General features: G+C 42.3%; 21 protein-coding genes and 2 tRNA genes. 17 read left to right on the forward strand and 6 right to left on the reverse strand.

Annotated features, from left to right (window positions below; translation table 11 throughout):
* Positions 1-54 precede the first annotated feature (54 nt).
* Both AC2JF8_RS01210 and AC2JF8_RS01215 read right to left on the reverse strand, forming a co-directional pair.
* The gene (locus AC2JF8_RS01210) at positions 55-921 is read right to left on the reverse strand and encodes an SPFH domain-containing protein (protein WP_500760419.1); all 867 of its coding nucleotides are present in this window, start codon (positions 919-921) and stop codon (positions 55-57) included.
* Between the two features lie 46 nt (positions 922-967).
* Entirely contained in the window at positions 968-3,160 is a 2,193-nt protein-coding gene (locus tag AC2JF8_RS01215; protein ID WP_500760422.1) for an LTA synthase family protein, read from the reverse strand.
* 142 nt (positions 3,161-3,302) lie between these two features.
* Here AC2JF8_RS01215 and AC2JF8_RS01220 point away from each other — a divergent pair, with 142 nt between their 5' ends.
* From AC2JF8_RS01220 to AC2JF8_RS01235, 4 genes are all read left to right on the forward strand, one after another.
* Positions 3,303-3,917: a VanZ family protein gene (locus AC2JF8_RS01220; RefSeq protein ID WP_500760424.1), complete on the forward strand. Its 615-nt coding sequence runs from the start codon at positions 3,303-3,305 to the stop codon at positions 3,915-3,917.
* 90 nt (positions 3,918-4,007) lie between these two features.
* Positions 4,008-5,351, forward strand: a complete 1,344-nt coding sequence (locus AC2JF8_RS01225) for a glucose-6-phosphate isomerase (RefSeq protein ID WP_500760427.1) — start codon at positions 4,008-4,010, stop codon at positions 5,349-5,351.
* A 179-nt stretch (positions 5,352-5,530) separates the two neighbouring features.
* On the forward strand, positions 5,531-6,928 hold the full coding sequence (locus tag AC2JF8_RS01230; protein ID WP_500729467.1) for an MFS transporter: 1,398 nt from the start codon (positions 5,531-5,533) through the stop codon (positions 6,926-6,928).
* A 229-nt stretch (positions 6,929-7,157) separates the two neighbouring features.
* Positions 7,158-7,334, forward strand: coding sequence for a hypothetical protein (locus AC2JF8_RS01235; RefSeq protein ID WP_500760429.1), 177 nt, complete (start codon positions 7,158-7,160; stop codon positions 7,332-7,334).
* Positions 7,335-7,363: 29 nt separating this feature from the next.
* Here the strand turns inward: AC2JF8_RS01235 and AC2JF8_RS01240 are convergent, their stop codons facing one another.
* The 3 genes from AC2JF8_RS01240 to AC2JF8_RS01250 all read right to left on the reverse strand — a co-directional run bounded on the left by AC2JF8_RS01240 (position 7,364) and on the right by AC2JF8_RS01250 (position 9,432).
* The gene (locus tag AC2JF8_RS01240; RefSeq protein ID WP_500760431.1) at positions 7,364-8,374 is read right to left on the reverse strand and encodes a serine hydrolase domain-containing protein; all 1,011 of its coding nucleotides are present in this window, start codon (positions 8,372-8,374) and stop codon (positions 7,364-7,366) included.
* Positions 8,375-8,536: 162 nt separating this feature from the next.
* A complete protein-coding gene (locus tag AC2JF8_RS01245) occupies positions 8,537-8,992 on the reverse strand; it encodes a DUF3021 domain-containing protein (protein WP_500760433.1) in 456 nt (151 codons plus the stop codon).
* Entirely contained in the window at positions 8,989-9,432 is a 444-nt protein-coding gene (locus AC2JF8_RS01250; protein WP_500760436.1) for a LytTR family DNA-binding domain-containing protein, read from the reverse strand. Before AC2JF8_RS01250 ends, AC2JF8_RS01245 begins: the two co-directional genes overlap by 4 nt.
* Before the next feature lie 273 nt (positions 9,433-9,705).
* Between AC2JF8_RS01250 and AC2JF8_RS01255 the strand changes: the two genes are divergently transcribed.
* From AC2JF8_RS01255 to AC2JF8_RS01310, 12 genes are all read left to right on the forward strand, one after another.
* Positions 9,706-9,777 (forward strand) — tRNA-Glu (locus tag AC2JF8_RS01255).
* A 10-nt stretch (positions 9,778-9,787) separates the two neighbouring features.
* Positions 9,788-9,859, forward strand: a tRNA-Gln gene (locus AC2JF8_RS01260).
* A gap of 567 nt (positions 9,860-10,426) precedes the next feature.
* Entirely contained in the window at positions 10,427-10,723 is a 297-nt protein-coding gene (locus AC2JF8_RS01265; protein WP_500729474.1) for a type II toxin-antitoxin system HicB family antitoxin, read from the forward strand.
* A gap of 366 nt (positions 10,724-11,089) precedes the next feature.
* Positions 11,090-11,710 (forward strand): TetR/AcrR family transcriptional regulator, encoded by a 621-nt coding sequence (locus AC2JF8_RS01270; RefSeq protein ID WP_500729476.1) that lies wholly within the window; start codon positions 11,090-11,092, stop codon positions 11,708-11,710.
* 40 nt (positions 11,711-11,750) lie between these two features.
* Positions 11,751-12,095 carry a DUF2568 domain-containing protein gene (locus AC2JF8_RS01275; protein WP_500760438.1) on the forward strand — a complete coding sequence of 115 codons (345 nt, stop codon included), beginning with the start codon at positions 11,751-11,753 and terminating at the stop codon, positions 12,093-12,095.
* 607 nt (positions 12,096-12,702) lie between these two features.
* A complete protein-coding gene (locus tag AC2JF8_RS01280) occupies positions 12,703-14,754 on the forward strand; it encodes a BglG family transcription antiterminator (RefSeq protein WP_500760441.1) in 2,052 nt (683 codons plus the stop codon).
* Positions 14,745-15,206 carry a PTS sugar transporter subunit IIA gene (locus AC2JF8_RS01285; protein ID WP_500760445.1) on the forward strand — a complete coding sequence of 154 codons (462 nt, stop codon included), beginning with the start codon at positions 14,745-14,747 and terminating at the stop codon, positions 15,204-15,206. Before AC2JF8_RS01280 ends, AC2JF8_RS01285 begins: the two co-directional genes overlap by 10 nt.
* Positions 15,207-15,226: 20 nt before the next feature.
* Positions 15,227-15,535 carry a PTS sugar transporter subunit IIB gene (locus AC2JF8_RS01290; protein ID WP_500760448.1) on the forward strand — a complete coding sequence of 103 codons (309 nt, stop codon included), beginning with the start codon at positions 15,227-15,229 and terminating at the stop codon, positions 15,533-15,535.
* Positions 15,536-15,539: 4 nt separating this feature from the next.
* Positions 15,540-16,790: a PTS transporter subunit IIC gene (locus AC2JF8_RS01295; RefSeq protein WP_500760451.1), complete on the forward strand. Its 1,251-nt coding sequence runs from the start codon at positions 15,540-15,542 to the stop codon at positions 16,788-16,790.
* 23 nt (positions 16,791-16,813) lie between these two features.
* A complete protein-coding gene (gene rpe / locus AC2JF8_RS01300; RefSeq protein WP_500760453.1) occupies positions 16,814-17,461 on the forward strand; it encodes a ribulose-phosphate 3-epimerase in 648 nt (215 codons plus the stop codon).
* Positions 17,462-17,479: 18 nt separating this feature from the next.
* Positions 17,480-18,031: a 6-phospho-3-hexuloisomerase gene (hxlB, locus tag AC2JF8_RS01305; protein WP_500760456.1), complete on the forward strand. Its 552-nt coding sequence runs from the start codon at positions 17,480-17,482 to the stop codon at positions 18,029-18,031.
* A 12-nt stretch (positions 18,032-18,043) separates the two neighbouring features.
* Positions 18,044-18,793 carry an SDR family NAD(P)-dependent oxidoreductase gene (locus tag AC2JF8_RS01310; RefSeq protein WP_500760458.1) on the forward strand — a complete coding sequence of 250 codons (750 nt, stop codon included), beginning with the start codon at positions 18,044-18,046 and terminating at the stop codon, positions 18,791-18,793.
* 184 nt (positions 18,794-18,977) lie between these two features.
* Here the strand turns inward: AC2JF8_RS01310 and AC2JF8_RS01315 are convergent, their stop codons facing one another.
* A complete protein-coding gene (locus tag AC2JF8_RS01315) occupies positions 18,978-19,277 on the reverse strand; it encodes a bacteriocin immunity family protein (protein WP_500760460.1) in 300 nt (99 codons plus the stop codon).
* Between the two features lie 263 nt (positions 19,278-19,540).
* Between AC2JF8_RS01315 and AC2JF8_RS01320 the strand changes: the two genes are divergently transcribed.
* Positions 19,541-20,509, forward strand: a complete 969-nt coding sequence (locus AC2JF8_RS01320; protein ID WP_500760462.1) for an ABC transporter ATP-binding protein — start codon at positions 19,541-19,543, stop codon at positions 20,507-20,509.
* The last annotated feature ends 2 nt before the right edge of the window (positions 20,510-20,511 follow it).

Below are 20,511 nucleotides of genomic sequence, written 5' to 3' on the forward strand. Positions count from 1 at the left end.
TAAATAAAAAGCACTTCACTAGTGAAGTGCTTTTTTGTGTACCGTTATTATAGGCTAGTCTGTTTCTTCTGTGGCCTTATGCCAGACCTTGGAAGCAGCCGGAAGCGTTCCTAAGCTGGTCATTTCATCCTTGCCGACAACAATCATGTTATTGGGGCCTGCCGCCAGCTTGTTGAAGCTGTCCAGGCTTTGGTTTTTGAAGTAGCCTTCGCCAGCCTGGGAGAGGGAGTTTTGCAATTGGTTAATACGGTATGCCTCGGCATCCGCCTCTGTTTTTACCGCCGCGGCTTTGGCCTTAGCAGTAGCAATAAGTGCATCGTTCTTGGCCTTGGTCGTCAATTCAATGTTTTTGGCTTCACCTTCAGCTTTTTCAATGGCCGCAATTTTTTCCCGGTCGGCAGTTAGCTGCTTGTCCATTGCCCGTTGAATCTCGACGCTCGGCAACAGTTCATCGATGTTGACCCGGACCACACGGATACCGTAGAGGTCAGTTAGATCTCCGATGGCTTCGGCAAGCTGGGTATTAATACTGCTGGTTGAACCCAATGCGTCGTTCAAGTCCATGCGACCGATAATGTCGCGTAAGTGGCCACGAATCAGCTCTACCATGGACTTAACGGAATCAGTATTGTTGTAGAAGTACTTGTAGGAGTCCGTCACCAGGTAATTTAGCGTCAGGCTCGTGGTGATCTCGGCGTTATCCTTGGTAATGATTGAGTACTTGGAAATCTCGGCCGGAAACATCGCTAGAGAAACGCGGCGCATTTTCTGGACCACCGGGATAACCAAGACCAGACCAGCCTTCACGGTCCGGGAGTATTTACCCAGTGTTTCAATCAGGCCCTCATTGTTTTGCGGTACGACGCGGCAGCAAGACAAAAATATTAGGATAGCGAGAACAAAAATAATCAGATAAAGCATCAAAAACAACCTCCAGTGCAAATTATTATTTTAATAAAGTTATTTGCTAATTATAGGACGTTTTTTTATTTTTGCCAGCTTTATTTTTCTTTTCGCTTAAATGATTTCCAGCAACTGATTCTGGTATGGCGGTTATTTCATCGCGGCGCCCCTTCAATTCGGGCGCGTCGGTTCTGTAAAGTGCGGTCGTGGACTTGCGGTACCTATTGATCAGTGCGCTTGACCTGCCTTTGAGCGTGCTGCGCAGGTCTTCCATTTGCTGGAAGTTGGTCAGGTAGTCAAACTGATCCGGATCAACCGGCTTAAAGCCAGTTGGCGTATAGAAGCGCAGGAGGTTGTGGTTGTTGAGCAAGTCAGAATACTTGAGCTGCTTTTTCCCCTCCCGGGCTAGCTGGGCGATTTCCACCTTTTCGCGTTTAGTATAGTTAACAATCTCCTTGCCACTTTGCCGGTCGTAGACGATGCCTTTTCTGCCCTTGCCACCAATAATAACGTATTTCTGGCTGACGATTGTGCCGTTGCGAAATACGACCCAGGGCTGATAGCGCGGCGACAACAGATCGGTGCCAAACTGAATGTAGTTGTGGTTGTCAATGCCCAGAAGGTGCAACAGGGTGGGCAGGACATCAATTTCTCCGGCCACGTCCTGCCTGATTCCGCCTTTTAGCTTGGGCGAATATATCATGAACGGGACCCGCTGCATCTGGGCGTTGTTGAAGTTGTTCCAGGTATCTGAACTTTCGCCAACAACTGGTGCCAGGATTTCATTTTCAGAATTGGTCAATCCGTAGTGGTCGCCATAGATGACCACCATCGTGTCGTTGATCAGGCCAGATTTTTTTAGGTAGGAAAAGAACTCGCGGACGGCCTGGTCGAGGTAGTGGGCCGTTTCAAAGTAATTGTTGATGGACTTGTCAGGGGTGGTCGTTGTCTTAAAGCTGGGATCAAGGTCCTCATCGTCCATGTCGAAGGGCGTGTGATTGGTCACCGTAATGAATTTTGCATAAAACGGCTGCTGCATCCGTTCCAGATACTTGATGCTTTCAGCGAATAGCAGCTTATCCTTGATGCCGTACCCAATGCGGTCGTTCTTATTGGCGCTGAAGTAGTTCTGATCAAAAAAGTAATTGTAGCCCATGTTCTTGTAAACTTCGTCGCGGTTCCAGAATGAGGCGACGTTGCCGTGAAAAACGGCAGAGGTGTAGTGGCCCTTTTCCCTTAGGATCTGGGGCGCCGCCTGGAAGGTGTTGGAACTGCCCAGCGCGGTAAAAAGGGAACCGTCCGAGATGCCGTAAGTACTTGTTTCCAGCATGTTTTCGGCATCGCTGGTACGGCCAATCCCCACCTGGTGGTAGAAGTTGGCAAAGCTCAGGGTGTGGCGATCGTGGTAAAGCGAGTTGAGGAAGGGCGTGACTTCCTTGCCGTTGACTTTTAGGTTGATAATGAACTGCTGGAAGCTTTCCAGGTGAATCACAATCACGTTTTTGCCCTTGGCGACGCCGAAGTATCTGGTGTTTTTAGGCAGCTTGTTTTTCTTAGTGTAGGCTAGGATCTTATTGAGGTCAGCCGTGTTGGCATTGCGATTTACTTGTTCGGTCTGTTCATTTTTAATGCCATCGTAGACCGTGTAGGCATCGATGCCGAGATACTTGACGATATAGGAGCGATCGAAGGTGGTACCGAGCAGACGGGGACGGGATGTTTCGGCGAGAAAGACGTTTAGCACTAAAACAAGCATGCCAAAAGAAATGACCGCAAACGGGGTGAGCAAGCCGTACGCCTTCGGATCAATCGTGATCTTACGGGCAATAAGCAGGGCAATAACAATGATCAGATCCAACCAGATAATCATGTCGGTTGGCTGGAGCATGGCTACGGCACTTTTGCCTAATCCCGGTGCGACCTTGCTGGTGTTGGCGATGGTCTTAACCGTAATGAAATCGGCAAACTGGCGGTAATACAGGACGTTGGCGAAGAGCAAGCCGGTGTTGACAAAGTCCATGAAGAGCATCACGCAGTAGGACACGATGGGCTTCGGAAAATAAAAGCCGATGCCAAAAAGAAGCAGGGCACTTCCAATGGGGCTGATCCACATAATCAGGTGCTGGTAGGGGTCTGAGAGCCCCAGGTTAAAGTCGTGGTAGGCAACAAAAACATACTTCAATGTAAATAACAAAACTAGAAGGCAAAGAAAGCCTGTGCGGGTCTGAATGAACTTGGTCAGATTCTTTTTATTCAAAGTGAACGCTCCTTAGTCTTTTATTTTAAAAGTTTAAGGTGGCTTAGACAATCTTTTCGGTATTGTTAGTCATTTTTTAAGAATTAAGCGGGCAACATTGAGTATAATTTAGGTAAATACTATTTTAGGAATTGAATAAGACATGATTTTTTTAGGACCGCTTTATAATTTGCTCGCGCAGCTTTATGCAACCAGGATAAACCACTTTGCACTTATCAAGCTCGTAATGCTGGCGCTCGACAAAACAATTTTTTACTTCTTGGTTTTCATGGTGCTGCGCCTCTTTTGGCTGCTGGCGATTAGGCGGCGCCGAACGGTTAAGTCCGAGGCCATGGTTTGGATGTTTGCCTTCTACCTGCTTCTGCTGCTCATGCTGACGACCTTCCGCAGCGCATACTTCCCGTGGGCCCTCAATTTCAACTGGCATCGGCCCCTGAGTGATATCAACCTGGTTTTCTTAAAGGAAACCTGGAAAATGATTTACGCCCAGAGCAGGCTTGACTTTATTTACAACTCGTTTGGCAATGTTCTCTGTTTCATACCGTTTGGCTTCTTGGCACCGTTTGTTTTCTCTAAGAAGCAAAACTTTTTCCGCATCATCCTGGCAGGTGCCGTCTTTTCGGCTTTCATTGAGGGGATGCAATTTTTGCTGGAGACCGGGATCAGCGATATTGATGATGTTTTCTTCAATGTTTGCGGCGCAGCTTTAGGCTACCTGCTTTTTTGGGCGTGCCAGCGGGTTCGGGGTAGGTTATAATACAGTGAACGGGCACTGGTATTTGTGCCGTAAGATTGCTAAAATGGTCTTGTGAAATAAATATTTAATTCTGTAAAGGGAGCGTATTATATGAGTTTAATTAAGTTTGACAGCACGAAGTTGACGCCGTTTGTTCACGATAATGAACTAGGCGAAATGCAGGCCATGGTTGATGCTGCAAACAAAGAATTGCGGGACGGAAGCGGCGCTGGGAGCGACTTTCTGGGCTGGATTGACTTGCCGGTTGATTATGATCAGGATGAATTTGCCCGTATCAAGAAGGCCGCCAAGAAGATCCAGAGCGACTCTGAGGTTTTGGTGTGCATCGGTATTGGGGGCTCATACCTCGGTGCCCAGGCGGCCATTGAGTTCTTGAACGGGGCCTTTTATGGCAAGGGCACAGAAAAGTACCCCACCGTTGTTTTCTGTGGCAACTCGCTTTCTGGTTCATACCTGCATGACCTGGTTGAATGGCTGGGTGACAAGGACTTCAGCGTCAATGTTATTTCCAAGTCGGGGACGACGACCGAACCGGCCGTTGCCTTCAGAATTTTCAAGGAAAAGCTGATCCAAAAATATGGTGCAGAAGAAGCGCAAAAACGCATTTTTGCGACTACCGACCGGGCCAAGGGGGCACTGAAGACCGAGGCCGACGCCGAGGGCTACGAGGAGTTCGTTGTGCCTGACGATATTGGTGGCCGCTATAGCGTCTTATCCGCCGTTGGCCTTCTGCCAATCGCTGCAGCTGGTGCAGACATCGATCAGTTGATGAAGGGTGCAGCCGATGCCCGGAGCGACTACCGTGACACCGACTTAAAGAAGGCAACGCCATACCAGTATGCAGCTCTGCGCAATATTCTTTACCGCAAGGGCTACACGACCGAAATTGTCGAAAACTACGAACCAACTTTAAGGATGTTTAGTGAGTGGTGCAAGCAGCTGATGGGTGAGTCGGAAGGCAAGGACAACAAGGGCATTTGGCCAGCCAGCGCCAACTTTACCACCGACCTGCATTCCCTCGGCCAATACATCCAAGAGGGCATGCGCAACCTGTTTGAGACCGTGATTAGAGTCGAAAATCCTGCACATGACGTCAAAATTCCGGCCGATGACCGCAACTTAGACCAACTGAACTTTTTGGCTGGCAAGAGCCTGAATTACGTCAACGAGCGGGCCTATGAAGGCGTTGTCTTGGCCCACACGGACGGCGGCGTGCCCGTTATGACGGTCAACATTCCCGACCAAACGGAACATACGCTGGGTTACCTCATCTACTTCTTTGAGCTTGCAATTGCCATTTCTGGTTACCTGAACGGAATCAACCCGTTCAACCAGCCTGGTGTTGAGGAGTACAAGCGGAACATGTTCGGCCTGCTTAACAAGCCGGGCTATGAAGAATTGCACGATGACCTGACGAGCAGGTTTGGCAAGTAGGCAATGTATTATAGGCCATGCTGCTTTCGAAGAGTGTATCTGCTTGAATTTTGGTTCGATAATCTTAGAATATTAGAAAAATATAGCACGCTATCGTGATAAAATGTGCATGATAGTTATACAATTAAAAGGGTAAAAGTTAATTAAACTTTTTGCTCTTTTTTTATCAAGGTGATTTTATGAGAAATAAAAGTGTTAATACAAAATATATCTTAGCAATCATTAGCTGTGCGTTGATGGCCTTCGTGTCAATCCTAACCGAGACTAGTTTGAACGTTACTTTCCCCGTTCTGATGAAGCAGTTTCACATTGGACTAGGATTGGTCCAGTGGACAACTACAGGATATCTTTTGATGATTGCGATTATCATGGTTTCAAGCTCATACCTCAATGAGCGCTGGTCAGCGCGACAACTATTTTTGACCGCTGCGCTTTCGTTCATTGTTGGTTCCGTTGTCGCCGGCTTGGCGGTAAATTTTTGGGCTTTGCTTGCTGGTCGTCTAATTTCTTCAATCGGTGCAGGTCTGTCAATTCCGTTAATGTTTAACCTGGTAGTCGAATTAATGCCGCAGGAAAAATGGGGCTTTTACATGGGCCTGACCGGACTCGTTATCATTCTTGCACCTTCGCTTGGACCAACGTTTGGCGGAATGGTGGTTTATTACTTTAGCTGGCCGCTAATCTTTTTTAGCGTGGGACTATTGGCCCTAATAATTCTAATTATGGGTTTCTTGACGATTGAACAGTACCATGAAAAAACGCACCCGCAATTTGACTGGGTAAGTTACGGCGTGCTTGCAGCCGCAATGGTGATTTTTAATCTCGGGTTTAACCGCGTCAGCAATGGGTTAAATGACTGGGGCTTTTGGATTAGCATGATAATGGTAGCAATACTAGTGACGGTCTTCATTAGATTAGGGCGTTCTAGCCAAAAAAAGCTAATTAACCTCAAAGTCTTTAAAAATAAACCGTTCATTTTTGCCATGATCTCGTATTTGCTACTGCAGTTTATTAACATTGGTACCAGCTTTGTGGTACCTAACTACGTTCAGATTGTTAATCATGCTAGTTCCCTTGCTGGCGGATTAGTATTGCTGCCGGGATGTGTTTTGAGTGGGGTTTTAAATCCTTGGTTTGGTCACATCTATGATAAAAAGGGTGCAAAATTGCCGTTGCTGACCGGAACAATTTTCTGTTTAACAGCATGCATACTGTTTGCTATTTTTAGCTTGCACATCCCTACTGTAATAGTTGGGTTTGTATACGGCATCATGATTATTGGCCGCCAACTGGCCTTCAACAACACGATGGCTGAGGCCTCTAAGCTCCAACCCGTGGAATTGCACACGGATGCAACCGCCATTTTTCAGACGGGTCAGCAGTATGCAGGTTCTATGGGCACAACCGTAACGGCTGCAATTATTTCAGCCTGGCAAAAGCACCCCGGCAATTATGTGTTGCATACTGCACAGGGTACAAGAGTAGCATATCTTTTTTTGAGTATCATCAGTGTGGTGATCTTGGTCAGTTACCTGAATTTATTTAGACTTGAAAAAAAGGCACGGAATAGTGAGTAGAGGTGTCAATAAATTACATAACACGCAATTTGCTTGCAATTCTTTCTTGCCTTCAAAAAAGTTTGCAAAAAATTTAGCAATGCTTACGAATGTAAACATTTTGCCATGACGGTTTTTATAATAATTATCTTTAATGCAATGCATCCTGCCTGATTAAATAACCAAAAAAGTACCCCATTTTGCCCCTAAAAACGGTATAATTTGGGTAATTGAAGGGAGTTTTACTACAATGATGTGTGACAACTTGTTTTTTAAGATTTTATGGGTAATTGTTTATGGCATAACCGCTTATTACACCTTTACCGGCAACATGATGATGGGAATGTACTGGATGGCAGGCGGCATGCTTGCTCAAGCTGTGGTCGACTTGGTTTACCACTTCATGCCCGGACATAAGAAATGTTAAAAAGAGCAGCTTCACGTGAAGCTGCTTTTTTAATGGTCGTTTTCAGCCAGGAAACTCTGGATTATTTTTTCACGGACAGTCAGAAAGATTTGGTTGTGGCCGGTCGGGTGAATGCGGTTGGTTAGGAGAATTAGGCCGGACTTCTTGATACGGTCAAAGAGAAGCAAGACGCCCGTGTAGCCGGTATGAAGAATAAGCGGGTAGTGGAACTCGGGGTCAAAGCGCAGATCCCAACCCCAGGACCGGGGCTTAACGCCGGCCGGATTTTTGTTGTCAAAGAGCCTGGTGACGACATCTTGACCGTAGGGCAGGATATGCTGGTTGAGGCCCAGATAGCCCCGCGCAATCTTAATCAGGTCTTCCATAGTTGAAAAAAGCCCCGCTGAACCGCAATCGCTGCCCAGCTGGCGCGCCTTCGGGTCGTGGGGGATGCCCTGGAGCACCCCGCCTGAGTTTGCCGTTGTGGGAACGCAGCGCGCTTTTTCAGGTGTGAAGGTCGTATCTTGGAGGCCCATCGGCGTGATGATCTCGGTTAAGCCGACGTCCTGAACGGGGCGGCCGTAGATGGCCTTGACCACCAGCCCCAGCAGGATAAAGTTGGTGTCGGCGTAGCGCATCCGGTGCTCGAATTCGTTTGTCACGGGCAGGTGAATGATGGCGTCAAGCAGCTCGTCGTGGTTCAGCTGGTCACGGTGGTCAATCCAGCCGCGGATGCCGGATGTGTGCGTGAGCAGGTGGAAGAGGCGCACGCGCTCGTCCTTAAAGTCGGGAATAAAATCGTGGACCGGTTCGGTAAAGTTGATCTTGCCCTCACCGTAAAGCTTGAGCAAAATGTTCTCAGTGATGAGCACCTTGGTCAAGCTGGCCAGGTCGTATTCGGCGAAGGGACTGAGCTGCGTGACCTCCGGGTAGCTGCTGGCGAAGCCGACGGTCGACGTGAAGACCTGCTCGCCCTTGATGAAAGTATAGTTGACGCCCGGAACGATGCGCTCGGAGACCATGGCCTCAATTAAATTTTGGGTATTTGAATAAGCAATCATGAATTTTTCCTTGGTAAAAAACTGTCTAGCTATATTATATCCGAATGGGACGTGCTTTGGCCCTTGAAGTGATTTTGCCGGCAAAAAAAAGCCCTGCTAGTCGTTTGCCCTGCGGGGCTGAAAATGGGCTTGAAATTTAGTTTTTAGGGAAAGCTGATGGGCTTACTTGCGTATCTTCTTGTTCATCTGCGCAACCGTTTTGCGGGCAAGAATCATGGAAACAGTCCAAGTAATTAAGTAAATAAAACAGTAGGTGATGGTAAAATCCGGGAGGAATTTAAGGCTTAAAGGCATCCAGCCCGCAATTATGGCTAACAGTGTATACGAGATGTAAGTAATGAAGAAGTGGGTAACGGTTTGCCTGGTAATGCTCCACCTTTCCTGGGCAAAGCACACGCTGCTGCCGCCATAAAGCATGCCAATCAGCGCCCACAGGAACATGGAGGCAAGAAACGCTTGGACGGGGGTGGCAAACTGGCGGATGAACTGCTCGGTGGAGGGTTGAACGTGCTCTGAATGGCTGGCCAGACTATAAATAATTGCAATTGCCAATCCGATTGTGACACCGATTGGTGCACTTATAAGGGAACGGGTGATAATGTCCTTAAAATTTTTCATGATAAGTATTCCTTTCTGATTTCTTGCATGTAACGGCGCGAGGTGTAGGTCGTCTTGCCGCTTTTGAGGATGACCTGGTAGATGCCGTTGCGCGTCAGTGCAAATTCCTGAATGCAGCTGAAGTTGACGATTTCAGAACTGGAAATCTGCACGAACAGGTGGCTGGGCAATAGTTTTTTGAGCTCGTAGAGCCGCTTCTTGAGCCGGTAGGTGCCGTTTTGCGTCTCACAGACAACCTCTTTGCCTTGGGTATGAATTGAGACAATTTCATAATAAGCGATAATTTTCTTGCGCCCCTCGCGGTAACCGATTATGGTCTGCTTGTTTAAGAAGTAGTCCAGATTGTCCCGCAGGTTGGTGCTGCTCTCATCAATCTCCGGCGTGTTGACGGTGACGAAAAGCTCCTTGAGGCGGGCAAGCGCTTTTTGGTTTACTAGCATAAGCATAACTTCCTTTCTTTGAAACTAAGATAGCAGAGCGACCTTAGTTTGCCAATAAAATTTGGATAACTGGTCGTTTTGCGGTCCTAAATGGCAAAAGGCAATTTTTTTTGCTAAGCAAGAGAAATTTACCGTTGCATTAAAAATGCAGGTTATGCTATAATAATTTTTGCTTAACCGGTTAGCGGAAAGCACACAGTAAAAATTAAAAAACCAGGGGAAAAAGCACTTGACATTATCTGCTCTTTCCGGCATAATAATTACTGTTGATTTTGCCCGTTGGTCAAATGGTTAAGACGCCACCCTCTCAAGGTGGAGTTACGAGTTCAATTCTCGTACGGGTGATTTTTAACACTGGGATATAGCCAAATGGTAAGGCACAGGTTTCTGGTTCCTGCATGTTTCGGTTCGAGCCCGGATATCCCAATTTTTGTGATTTGTCTTAGTTTCAACTAGCTTCAAACGTTGATACTAAGGCATTTTTATTTTTTCTGATTTTCTGAAACTAACTGAAATTAGCCTAATAGGTTACAACATTCGGTTACAACATTTTCGCAAGGATGAATCTATTCTCTTAAATAACCGTGCACTTATTATATAATTGTCTGAGCAAGCTCATATTTGCAATACTAGCTCGCTTAAACAGGCCTAGCTTGCCTTTGCGTTTTAGTTACAAGTGTTTATGGCATAAATAATTAAAATGTCGAGAGGACGAAGTATGACGCATCTGGTGGGGCATAACTTGGAAGCTGATGAAGTTTTATAAATTCTTAGAGCTACGGTCGATTATCCTAAGATATTCGGATTTCGGATGTAGTTAGTGCGGTGCCAGCATAGACTAAAATTAACCACTATAGCAGTCTAAGTGTTAACTATTACATTTAAATAAAACCTACAAGAGGGTGTTTTCATTCAAGAAAGCAGACAGAAAATTTCTAGGGAAGTGAGGCACAGATTAGCCTTTATTTCTTATATTCCCAAAGGAGGTTGAAGCATGAAAAAAGTTGTCGCGTATCCGGTTATTCTGCACCCTGAGGAAAGAGGCTATACCGTCGAAATTCCCGATATTGAAGGTGGTTGGACTCAGGGCGAAGACATGAAAGGCGCCTTGCTAATGGCTAAGGATTTAATTAGCCTGGCTCTTGAAGATCAAACAGAGTACCCATCAGCGTCTGATCTGGATTCCATTAAAAGCGGTAAAAATGATATTAAAACGGTTGTCAGTGTTGACATGGAAAAGTATCAGCACAAAATTCAAAAAGCCGAAACAAATGATAGCAAAAGGAGGTAATTAACATGTTAATAGATCCTAAGGGACTTAGGTATTGGCGTGACACAGATGATGAAACTTTCATCGACCCTAAAGCACCGCAATGAGCCAAAGATGAATTTAAAGAATATATGAAAAAATTGGAGCAGTATGGCAGACCTGATAAAGAGGGCAGAGCAACTTATTTTTAAAGCAGCACGACCGGCTGCTTTTTTGTTTTGCTAGGGACATGGCTAAAAATTATAAGGGCACAAAAAGGCAAAAGATTGACTGCTTTATTGCTTTGCTTAGAGCACAGCGTAAAAATTTGGCACTACCGAATAAAGAATTGTTTTTATTAATAAAAAGCAGTACACTTATAACCACCGGTTAGTAACCGCTGGTTATATGAACGAAGGTGAAAATATGTCAACCGCAAAAGAAAAAATTATTGATGCCGCAAGAAAGCTGTTTTCGGAAAAAGGGGTAAAAGACACGTCCATACGCGATATCGCAAAAGAAGCTGGATACTCTCACACCATGATTTACTCTTATTTTGATAGCAAACAAGAACTATTTGCTTTGATAGCGATAGAACCGCTAAATATTCTTTATGATCAGTTTAGGGCAATTTACGACTTAGACGTAACGTATAAAGAAAAGTTAAGCTTGCTTTGCAACGAGTACATCCGCTTCGGGATTGAGCACCGCAGCATTTATCCGCTGATAAGCGTGTATGAGGGCGAAAGAATCGATCAAAACAAATTTAGCAATGAAGTAAACACCGTAAGAATGAAAAGCCTCAATATTTTAGAAGAAGTATTAGACCGAGTTTCGGAAAAAGGCCTTGCAAAAGAGGTTAAGACGAATTTGGACAGGGGAATTTTTTACCTCTTACACGGGGCTATCTCGACCTATGTTACGTCCTCTGAACCAAATGAGTCACTGATACCGCGGGTTCAAAAAATTGTTGATGATATTATTGATTACACGATTTTACGAGGAAGCGAAGTTAACGGCAGGGCTTAGTTCAACTGAGTTTAATTTTTAAATTAACAAGAGGAAAATTATGTCGCAATTTTTGATAGCAGTAAATACAATATTGAGGTTTTTGATCGAAGTATTTACAGTAATATTATTTGTTTCAATTGGATTTATGAAATTTAAATTTCCGGTGAATCTATTAGTTGGGCTGGTTTTGCCGGCCATAATTGCCGTCGTGTGGTCGATTTTCGTTGCGCCCATGTCCACTAGGAGGGCATCCGTAACCGTGCGCATACTGATTGAGCTCATTATCTTTGCAGCGGCAACCTTAATGATTGCGAATAGAGTATCGTCAAGGCCTGCAATTGTTTACGGGGTGATTGTTCTTGTAAATACTATTTTTACACACATGTATATTCCGGAAATATAAGGTGACCTGAATTCTGGCCTTGCCGGTGTGCGGCATAAGCGTTATGACAATTAAAATGTCTTAGTTCCAATTAGTTGGAGCTAAGGCATTTTTTGCTTTTCAAATAAAGGGCCCGTTAATTTGGCCATGAGAAAAACCGCGGAATTGTCTTAACTCCGCAGTTCGGTTTATTTTGCTATTTATATAAATATGCTAAAACATAGCGCACATTATAATCACGCAGCCGATGTACGCCCTTTAATGTACTAGTATCAAAAGCAAAATTCACATTGTGGGATTCTTATGACATTGAATCAATTAGCTAACTCGTAATGGGTATTTTTTGCTTCGATCAGTTCAGCTTTATTAGTGGGGGAGGTCACCGAAAATTCTTCTCATAGTTGTATGAAAAAATATTCATATTAATTGTAGTATAACACGGATAAATCCGAGTTTTCGATTAGACTAGTGAGCCTCTATTTAAGGATTAATTATTTATTGAACACTATATTCAGTAAGTCAAACACAAGTTAATAACTGAGCATTACATAAATTGGACCCAATCCTCGCCCCAGTAGTCAATGATAGCGCTTATAATTTAGATATTAACGAAAGGAGGTGAGAATAGTTGAGTAATCGGGATAAAGAAATTTTACTAAAAATAGTAAAGGATGGGATTATTTCGCAAGCAGAGTTAAGGAAAGAGTTTAACCTAACTGATAGACAAGTTGATTATGCAATTAAAAGTATTAATGATTATCTTAAAGCCGCGAAGCTTCCACAAATTATTTTAAAAAATAAAACATATTCTGCTAAAAGGGAACTATCAAATCATTTTACCTATAGTGTAAGAAAAAATAACCAGCATACCTTTTCACCCAAAGAACGTTGCTTACTTATAGTAACAATGATTTTGAGTAGAATTGAACCAATATTCCTAAGTGATTTTATTGTAAAATTTCGTGTAAGTAAAAATACAGTATTAGCAGATTTTAAAAAAATACGCTTAGAATTGCAAGAGACTAATTTGAAAGTTCATTTCACAAGAAAAAATGGTTACACAATTACGGGTAGTGAATGGAATAAAAGAATAATTCTTTATCAATACGTTTTGCAATTATATACAGCATTTGGTTTTGAAAGATGCTTGCAATTACTTCCTAGTATTGAAAATAATTGTTTAAAGATAGAAAAAGAATTGATGACCATTGAGAAAGAGTTGTCTAGAAAATATACTGATGATGATTTTTTCCTACTAATTTTATTTTTGACAGCAATTACAAATCGAATCCGCCAAAACAAATTATTAGTTGCAACTGATTTAGTTAATTCTCAAGAAATTAAGCAAACTGCTGAATATCGATCTCTAAAAAAGACAAACTTTGTAAAGCTTAATTCTCAAGAAAAAAAGTTTATATCTTTATTTATCTTAGGGGCCAACGTCAAGTGGCAGGATAGCATATCAGTCTCTGTGCAATCGCAGCTGATAAATGCTTTATGGGAATTTTTGAATGAATTTGAGTTAAAGTCGTTTATTGTTTTACCAGATAAGAAGGAGTTACTTGAAAAATTAATTGATCATTTTAGACCAGCTTATTATCGGATCAAATATAAATTGCCGGACAATAATCCAATGGGTGAAGAAATCATTGACAAATATCGTAACCTGTACGAGTTTGTTGCACAATCCATGAGCCCTCTAAATGATTTCTTTGGCACGACTATTTCTGCTGATGAAATAGCATATGTCACTATTTTCATAGGCGGACATTTAATGCAAAACAAGGTTAATAATTATAAAAGGAAAATTGGACGTGCCATTCCAGTTTGCCCTAACGGTATATCAGCTTCGAAATTACTCGAAAATAATCTCCGCATTGCCTTTCCGGAATTATCTTTTTACTCGGCTTGTTCTATTAGGGAATATAAAAATTTTGTGTTGCCATATGATTTAGTTTTTTCAACTGTTCCACTTGAGTCGAATAAGACAGTATTTGTAGTTAACGAAATACTAAATAGGCAAAGTATTACAAAATTAAGAAATGATGTTTTCAAAAAATTATTTAACTTAAATTTTGTTAATGTTGATATTCAGCAAATTATCACCTGTGTTGAAGAATTTGCAAAAATTAAAGATAAAAAAGGTCTTGAAAAGGGGTTAATGCAACTTCTGATTCCCGAAAGCGATTTATTCGAAAACAATTTGAAAGTGTGTCCTCATCAAAAGCTATATAAGAGGGTAATCTTTTCTTCACAGCGAATGTCATGGAGCATGATGATGGAAAAGGTTGCAGCCCCTGTAATCAAAGATGAAATTGTTGAAAAGAGTTTTTGGATTGCTTTGAAAAAAGAATATTTTGGGCAGCCAGAGTATATTTTGTTAAATAGGCAAGTAGTCTTATTGCATTTGAATCCAGATATGTATAAACAAAAGCTTGGCCTAGTTTTGCTAGTATCAAAAAAGGGCATTGCTTATCACGGGGTCAAGGTACACATTATTGCTTTGTTGACTACACCCAATAAAACGGAACATTTACAGATATTATATGAACTTATACATTTAGCAGATAATAAAGATTTTATTCACAATTTAACTAAACTCTCAAATAGTGAGGAAGCAACAGAAAAATTAGAACAATTTTTAGATGGAGAGAGAGGGACGGAAAAATTTTGCAATTAGCAGACTATGTAAAAGAAGATGCGATTTATTTGAATTATCGGTCTAAAAATCGGGCTGAGCTCTTTTCGAAAGTGGCAAAAGACCTTTTAAATAAAGGATACGTTAAAAAGGGCTTCTTAAACTTTATTAATACAAGAGAAGATAATTATCCGACGGCCTTGCAACTAAAAGATTATGCGGTTGCCATTCCGCACGGTGATCCCAAGTATATTAGCAAACCGTTTGTAGCAATAATTACATTATCGAGAGCGATAAGCATGAACCGGATGGATAATCCAGCGGTGGAAATACCGGTCGATACGTTTTTTATGTTAGGCCTTAGTGACGGGGAGAACCACTTGAGTTTGCTTAAAGATATGATGAAATTACTGCAAACTGGTTCTTTTGTTCAGCGAATTAAGAAGTGTAAAACGGCAGATGAAATTAAAATCGTGATTGATACAACAGAATAAGTATAGAAAGAGGTTTATCTATGGATAAAAAGATAAGTATTTTAGTAGCTTGCGGAAGTGGGGTAGCTACTTCAACTATTGCAGCAGCTGAGATTGAAGATGTTTGTAAGCAATGTGGTATTAAAAATTACACTATAGGTAAATGTAGTATGACTGAAATGCCTAATCTGAGTAAAAATTACGACGTTGTTTTTACAACAAATAACTACCGTGGAAAAATTGATAAACCACTGGTGAGCGTAACGGGATTTATTACGGGAATAAATACTGATGCACTAAGAGAGAAGGTAGGCAATGAATTATTATCGTTAAATAAAGATAGGGGATAATGGTATGCAAATATTAGAACAAGTCTTTAAAACAATTATTAATATTGGGGCTACCGCACTATTGCCAATTATCATCTTTATTTTAGGATTGATTTTTAGAATGAAGATAGGTGATGCAATCAAGTCAGGATTAACTGTAGGAATTGGCTTTACTGGGTTAACGTTAGTGGTTAATCTTTTAACCGCCTCTCTAAAACCAGCTGTTAGTTATTATTCTAAGTTGGGCTCTGGATATACTGTTACGGATATTGGCTGGCCAGCTGTTGGTGCCGCATCTTGGGTTGCACCCTTTGCAGGACTAGCAATTTTACTTGGAATTATATTGAATATCATTTTGGTCCGATTTGGCTGGACTAAGACGATGAATGTTGATATTTGGAATTACATGCATTTCTTAATTCCAGGTGCATTAGCATATGTTTTATTTAATAATTTTTGGATTGGATTGCTGGTAACTGTTGGAATGTCAATTGCAGCACTATTTATTGGTGATAAATTGGCTCCAAAATGGCAAGATTACTTTGGTCTCGATGGTACTACCTGTACAACAATTATTTATACAGCCTGGGTTATGCCTTTTGCCTGGTTGATTAACAAAATAATTGATTTGATCCCAGGTCTAAACAAGGTTGACATCAGTCTTGACAAAGTTAACCAGAAATTAGGTGTTTTCGGGGAATCATCAGTTATTGGAACAATTGTAGGAATACTTTTAGCACTGTTAACACATCAGAATTTGGCTAATGCAATTACCATGGCTATTGGAATAGCCAGTGTTATGGTTTTGATGCCAAAAATGGTTGGGGTCCTAATGGAAGGAATATCACCAGTTGGGAAAGCCGCCCGCGCAACAATGTCGAAACAAATGGGTAAAAAAACCAACCTTAACATAGGTATGGATATTGCCCTTGGACTGGGAGATCCAGCTACAGAGACGGCAACAGTTATCACAATACCACTGGTTATTGTTTGCGCATTGTTTTTACCTAATATCAAACTATTTCCTGTAGGTTTATTGATGTCAATTATCTATATTTCTGTTGCTGGAACATTAATGACTAAGGGCAATTTATTTAGGACTATTTTGATTGGTGTAATTTTCTGTAGCGTTTCACTATACCTTGAATCATACGTCGCTCCTGGTGCAACCAAGATGATTCAAACCGGTGGTGTTCATGTTAGCGGTTTGTCGTCAGACTTAACTCTATCGGAACCATGGAATGCATTCATATACTGGCTAAGTACAATTTTTTAGATTAATTTTTGGAGGTTTTCGTATTGAGTGAAATTCTACCATCAATTTTTGGAGCAGATATTCTTAACCTGCAAACTGAAATTGATATTTTACAAAAAGAAAAAGTAAATAAGCTACATGTTGATATGATGGATGGCAACTATGTGTCTAACATTGCTTTTGGTCCTAATCAAATAAAGGCAATGAAGGATTATAGCAATATGACGTTTGATATACACATGATGGTGGCTAATCCGCTAGCTCATATAGACGATGCTATTGCCACAGGTGCAGAAATGATATGTGTCCACTATGAGTCGACGCCGCATATTCACTATGTTATGCAAAGAATCAAACAGGCGGGGCTTAAAGCCGGTGTAGCGTTAAATCCCGGGACACCAGAAAGCGTTTTAAAGTATCTGCTGAAGGAAATTGATTACGTATTGGTTATGTCAATTAACCCGGGTCAACCAGGGCAAAAATTTATACCAGAGACAATCGAAAAAATAAAAAAAGTGCGAAAAATTATTGCAAACCGAGACATTAAAATTGAAGTTGATGGTGGAATTAACGAGCAATTTGCCAGTGACTGTGCAGTTGCTGGTGCGGATATGCTTGTGGTGGGCGGATGCTTATTTAATGGAAATCAAATACAACGTCAATTAGCTAAATTGCGATCTGCAATTAAGTAATCGGAAGAAGTGGTAAAAATGAAAAATTACACTTTGGATATCTTGAATCAATTAAGAAATTATGCCAAAAATGAAAATTCTGCAGAATTAGCTGAGGTGGTTGAACAAGTCAATCTAGCAAAACATATTTTCTTGGCTGGTGCAGGTCGTTCTGGGATTGCTATTCAAGCTTTTGCAAATCGTCTTGTTCACCTTGGCTATTCCGTCAGTTTAGTTGGTGAAATAAGCTCACCGCATTCGCATTCAGGTGATTTATTAATCATTTGTTCGGGATCTGGTGAAACAGATAGCTTAAAAGTTTTAGCTCGGAAGGCACTCAAAGCTAAGGTAAAAATCGTATTGTTCACAACCGTACGAGATTCAACTATTGCTCGCTTCGCAGATACGATTGTTAATGTGCCTGGCAAGGCAAAGACCAGCAATTTTCAAACAGCTGAATTTACACAGCCAATGGGTTCTACTTTTGAACAATTAGCTTTCCTGACTTTTGATGGTTTGGTTATGAATTTAATGGACAAAACTGGAGAAAGTTCAGCTTCAATGTTTAAACGTCATGCAGATTTTGAATAAAGGGAGAATAAGATGAAAAAATTTGAAGGACAGGTAGTATTGGTGACTGGCGCAGCAAATGGTATTGGTAAGGGTATAGCAGAAAAATTTGCTCAAAATGGTGCTAATACGGTTATCGTTGACTATGACGATAAAAAGGGGCAGAAGACTGCCGATGAAATAACGTCAATGTATCAAAAGTCTCTTTTTATTAAGACAGATGTGTCTAGCTATAAGGATCTAGAACATGTACATGATGAAGTAATTAAAACATTCAAAAGAATAGACGTGCTAGTCTTAGATGCAGGAATTGCGTACGCTGATACAGTTGATGAAATTTCTCCAGAAGAATGGCAGAGAGTGATTAACATTAATTTAAGTGGCTACTTCTATACAGTTAAAGCTTTTTACAAAGAATTTTTGGAAAACAAAGGTAGTATAGTCTTTATTAGCTCCGGCTCGGCATTAAGTGGAACAGGTGGTGGGGTAGCTTACCCCGCATCAAAGGCTGGTGGAGAAGGTTTGATGAGGGGATTAGCTAAAGAATTGGGACCTAAGGGTGTAACCGTCAACGCAATTGCTCCTCGTGTGATTGACTCTGGTCTGTTAAGTGTGCATTATCCTACAAAAGAGAGCTTGGAGCCATTATTGAAACAAATTGCTGTCAGAAGAATTGGCAAAGTGGATGACGTGGCTAATTTAGCATACTTTTTAGCTAGCCCTGAGAATTCATACATACAGGGACAAACCATTATGCTCGACGGCAACAGAACAGTTAGATAAAGACTAAATTGATATAATTTTTGGAAAAAGTCAGATAAAAAATGATACGAACCTCGAAGTTAAGACAACTTCGAGGTTCGTATCATTTTGAGTTTACATTATATTTTCACAAACTTGAAAGGGATGCTAATATTGCTTAACGAAAACATTTTGGATTTTTGCTTTTTATTGTTAAGCGTGTAAGTTAATTATTATGTCCACCGAAAATAAACATCAGGCCGGCGCCAAAGCCGCGGTTTGCGAACTTGGGGTCGAGCATCTCGCGATAAATTTTCTTGCCGTTGGCCGATAGCTGCTGCCTGATTGCCAGCGGGTTCAGGCCAAACTTAAGGTCGCTCGCAATCCTGGGCAGGTACACCTTCTTTTCCAGCTGCTGTTTGGCATAAGCAAAAATTTCCCTTTCGGCGGGCGTGATTTGATCACCCTGCAGCATTTTCGTCAGTTCTTGCAGGAGGATGTCTTCCTTCTTTTCTCTTTTTCTCATTGCAATCACCTAATTTAATTTTAAATAGCTACATTATAAATGTTTTTTAATAAAAAGCAAGCGGACTTATTATTTTTTGCTAATATTGGTGCGAGCAACAATATCGCATAAGTAAAAGCTCTTTTGGCTGTCTGATGGTTGACTCAAGACAAAAATTAAGCTTTAATGAAATATACTATAAAAAGTTGATTAAATATGCGCTTTAAAACTAATCTGGTTGGTTTGAAGCCGGAGAGGTAACGGGTGATAAGGTAAATAGGCAAGTGATTGAAGCCCACCAGCTCACGAAGGAGTACAAGGTGGTTGACCGTAAAAGCACGTTGGGCTCGGCGATCAAAACGCTTTTTAGCCCTAAGACGGTGACGGTCAGGGCGGTTGACCGGTTGAACGTCACCATTGATGAGGGTGAAGCCGTTGGTTTCATCGGTCAGAATGGTGCCGGCAAAACGACGACGATCAAGATGCTCACGGGCACGCTGTTTCCGACGTCGGGCTACAGTCGGGTCACTGGTTTTGATCCGGTTAAAAGGCAGAAGGACTTCAAGCGGTCAATTTCCGTTGTGATGGGGAACCGCTCGCAGTTGTTTAGCGACCTGACGCCCCGCGACTACCTGGACTTCCTGCAGGCGGTTTATGACCGGGATGCAGCTGAATTCACCGCGACGGTTGATCGGGTTGCACGGGTGCTCAAAGTTGAGGACAAGCTGGACCTGCAGACTCGCAAGCTTTCCTTGGGGGAACGGATGAAGATCGAGTTCCTGGCTGCGGTATCCATCAGGCCCAAAGTGCTTTTCCTGGATGAACCGACGATTGGCTTAGACGTTCTTGCCAAGCGGGACATCCGGCAATTCTTGACAAGGCTGAACAAGGAATCCGGCCTCACGATATTTTTGACCTCCCATGACATGGAGGACATCGCGGCCATCTGTGACCGACTGATAATTGTTAACCGGGGCAAGCTTATCTGGGACGGCCAGACGGCGGACCTGATCGAAAAATTTCAGCAGAACAAGTACATTACCTTTAATAAGACGGCCGACTTTCGAGCGTCTCGTTTGGGTGCCACCGTTGTCAGCCAGGACGAAGTCAGGGTCACCATCAAGGTTCCGGCCAATCGGGTTGACCAAAAGCTAGGCGAGCTGACCGAACTTAAGCAGGGGACGGACTACCGCATTCAGGACCTCAAGCTTGATGACATCATCTACGAGTTGTTTTCAGGAAGGCAGCGGTAGCC

It is taken from the genome of Lactobacillus sp. CA30L (assembly GCF_059900845.1).

What these genes read in the sequence shown, in the direction of transcription:
- AC2JF8_RS01315 (WP_500760460.1), bottom strand. Translation starts at nt 19,277, where the DNA reads ATGAGAAAAAGAGAAAAGAAGGAAGACATCCTCCTGCAAGAACTGACG.
- AC2JF8_RS01295 (WP_500760451.1), top strand. Translation starts at nt 15,540, where the DNA reads ATGCAAATATTAGAACAAGTCTTTAAAACAATTATTAATATTGGGGCT.
- AC2JF8_RS01240 (WP_500760431.1), bottom strand. Translation starts at nt 8,374, where the DNA reads ATGATTGCTTATTCAAATACCCAAAATTTAATTGAGGCCATGGTCTCC.
- AC2JF8_RS01270 (WP_500729476.1), top strand. Translation starts at nt 11,090, where the DNA reads ATGAACGAAGGTGAAAATATGTCAACCGCAAAAGAAAAAATTATTGAT.
- AC2JF8_RS01290 (WP_500760448.1), top strand. Translation starts at nt 15,227, where the DNA reads ATGGATAAAAAGATAAGTATTTTAGTAGCTTGCGGAAGTGGGGTAGCT.
- AC2JF8_RS01210 (WP_500760419.1), bottom strand. Translation starts at nt 921, where the DNA reads ATGCTTTATCTGATTATTTTTGTTCTCGCTATCCTAATATTTTTGTCT.
- hxlB (WP_500760456.1), top strand. Translation starts at nt 17,480, where the DNA reads ATGAAAAATTACACTTTGGATATCTTGAATCAATTAAGAAATTATGCC.
- AC2JF8_RS01235 (WP_500760429.1), top strand. Translation starts at nt 7,158, where the DNA reads ATGATGTGTGACAACTTGTTTTTTAAGATTTTATGGGTAATTGTTTAT.
- AC2JF8_RS01310 (WP_500760458.1), top strand. Translation starts at nt 18,044, where the DNA reads ATGAAAAAATTTGAAGGACAGGTAGTATTGGTGACTGGCGCAGCAAAT.
- AC2JF8_RS01230 (WP_500729467.1), top strand. Translation starts at nt 5,531, where the DNA reads ATGAGAAATAAAAGTGTTAATACAAAATATATCTTAGCAATCATTAGC.
- AC2JF8_RS01275 (WP_500760438.1), top strand. Translation starts at nt 11,751, where the DNA reads ATGTCGCAATTTTTGATAGCAGTAAATACAATATTGAGGTTTTTGATC.
- AC2JF8_RS01220 (WP_500760424.1), top strand. Translation starts at nt 3,303, where the DNA reads ATGATTTTTTTAGGACCGCTTTATAATTTGCTCGCGCAGCTTTATGCA.
- AC2JF8_RS01250 (WP_500760436.1), bottom strand. Translation starts at nt 9,432, where the DNA reads ATGCTAGTAAACCAAAAAGCGCTTGCCCGCCTCAAGGAGCTTTTCGTC.
- AC2JF8_RS01245 (WP_500760433.1), bottom strand. Translation starts at nt 8,992, where the DNA reads ATGAAAAATTTTAAGGACATTATCACCCGTTCCCTTATAAGTGCACCA.
- AC2JF8_RS01225 (WP_500760427.1), top strand. Translation starts at nt 4,008, where the DNA reads ATGAGTTTAATTAAGTTTGACAGCACGAAGTTGACGCCGTTTGTTCAC.
- AC2JF8_RS01265 (WP_500729474.1), top strand. Translation starts at nt 10,427, where the DNA reads ATGAAAAAAGTTGTCGCGTATCCGGTTATTCTGCACCCTGAGGAAAGA.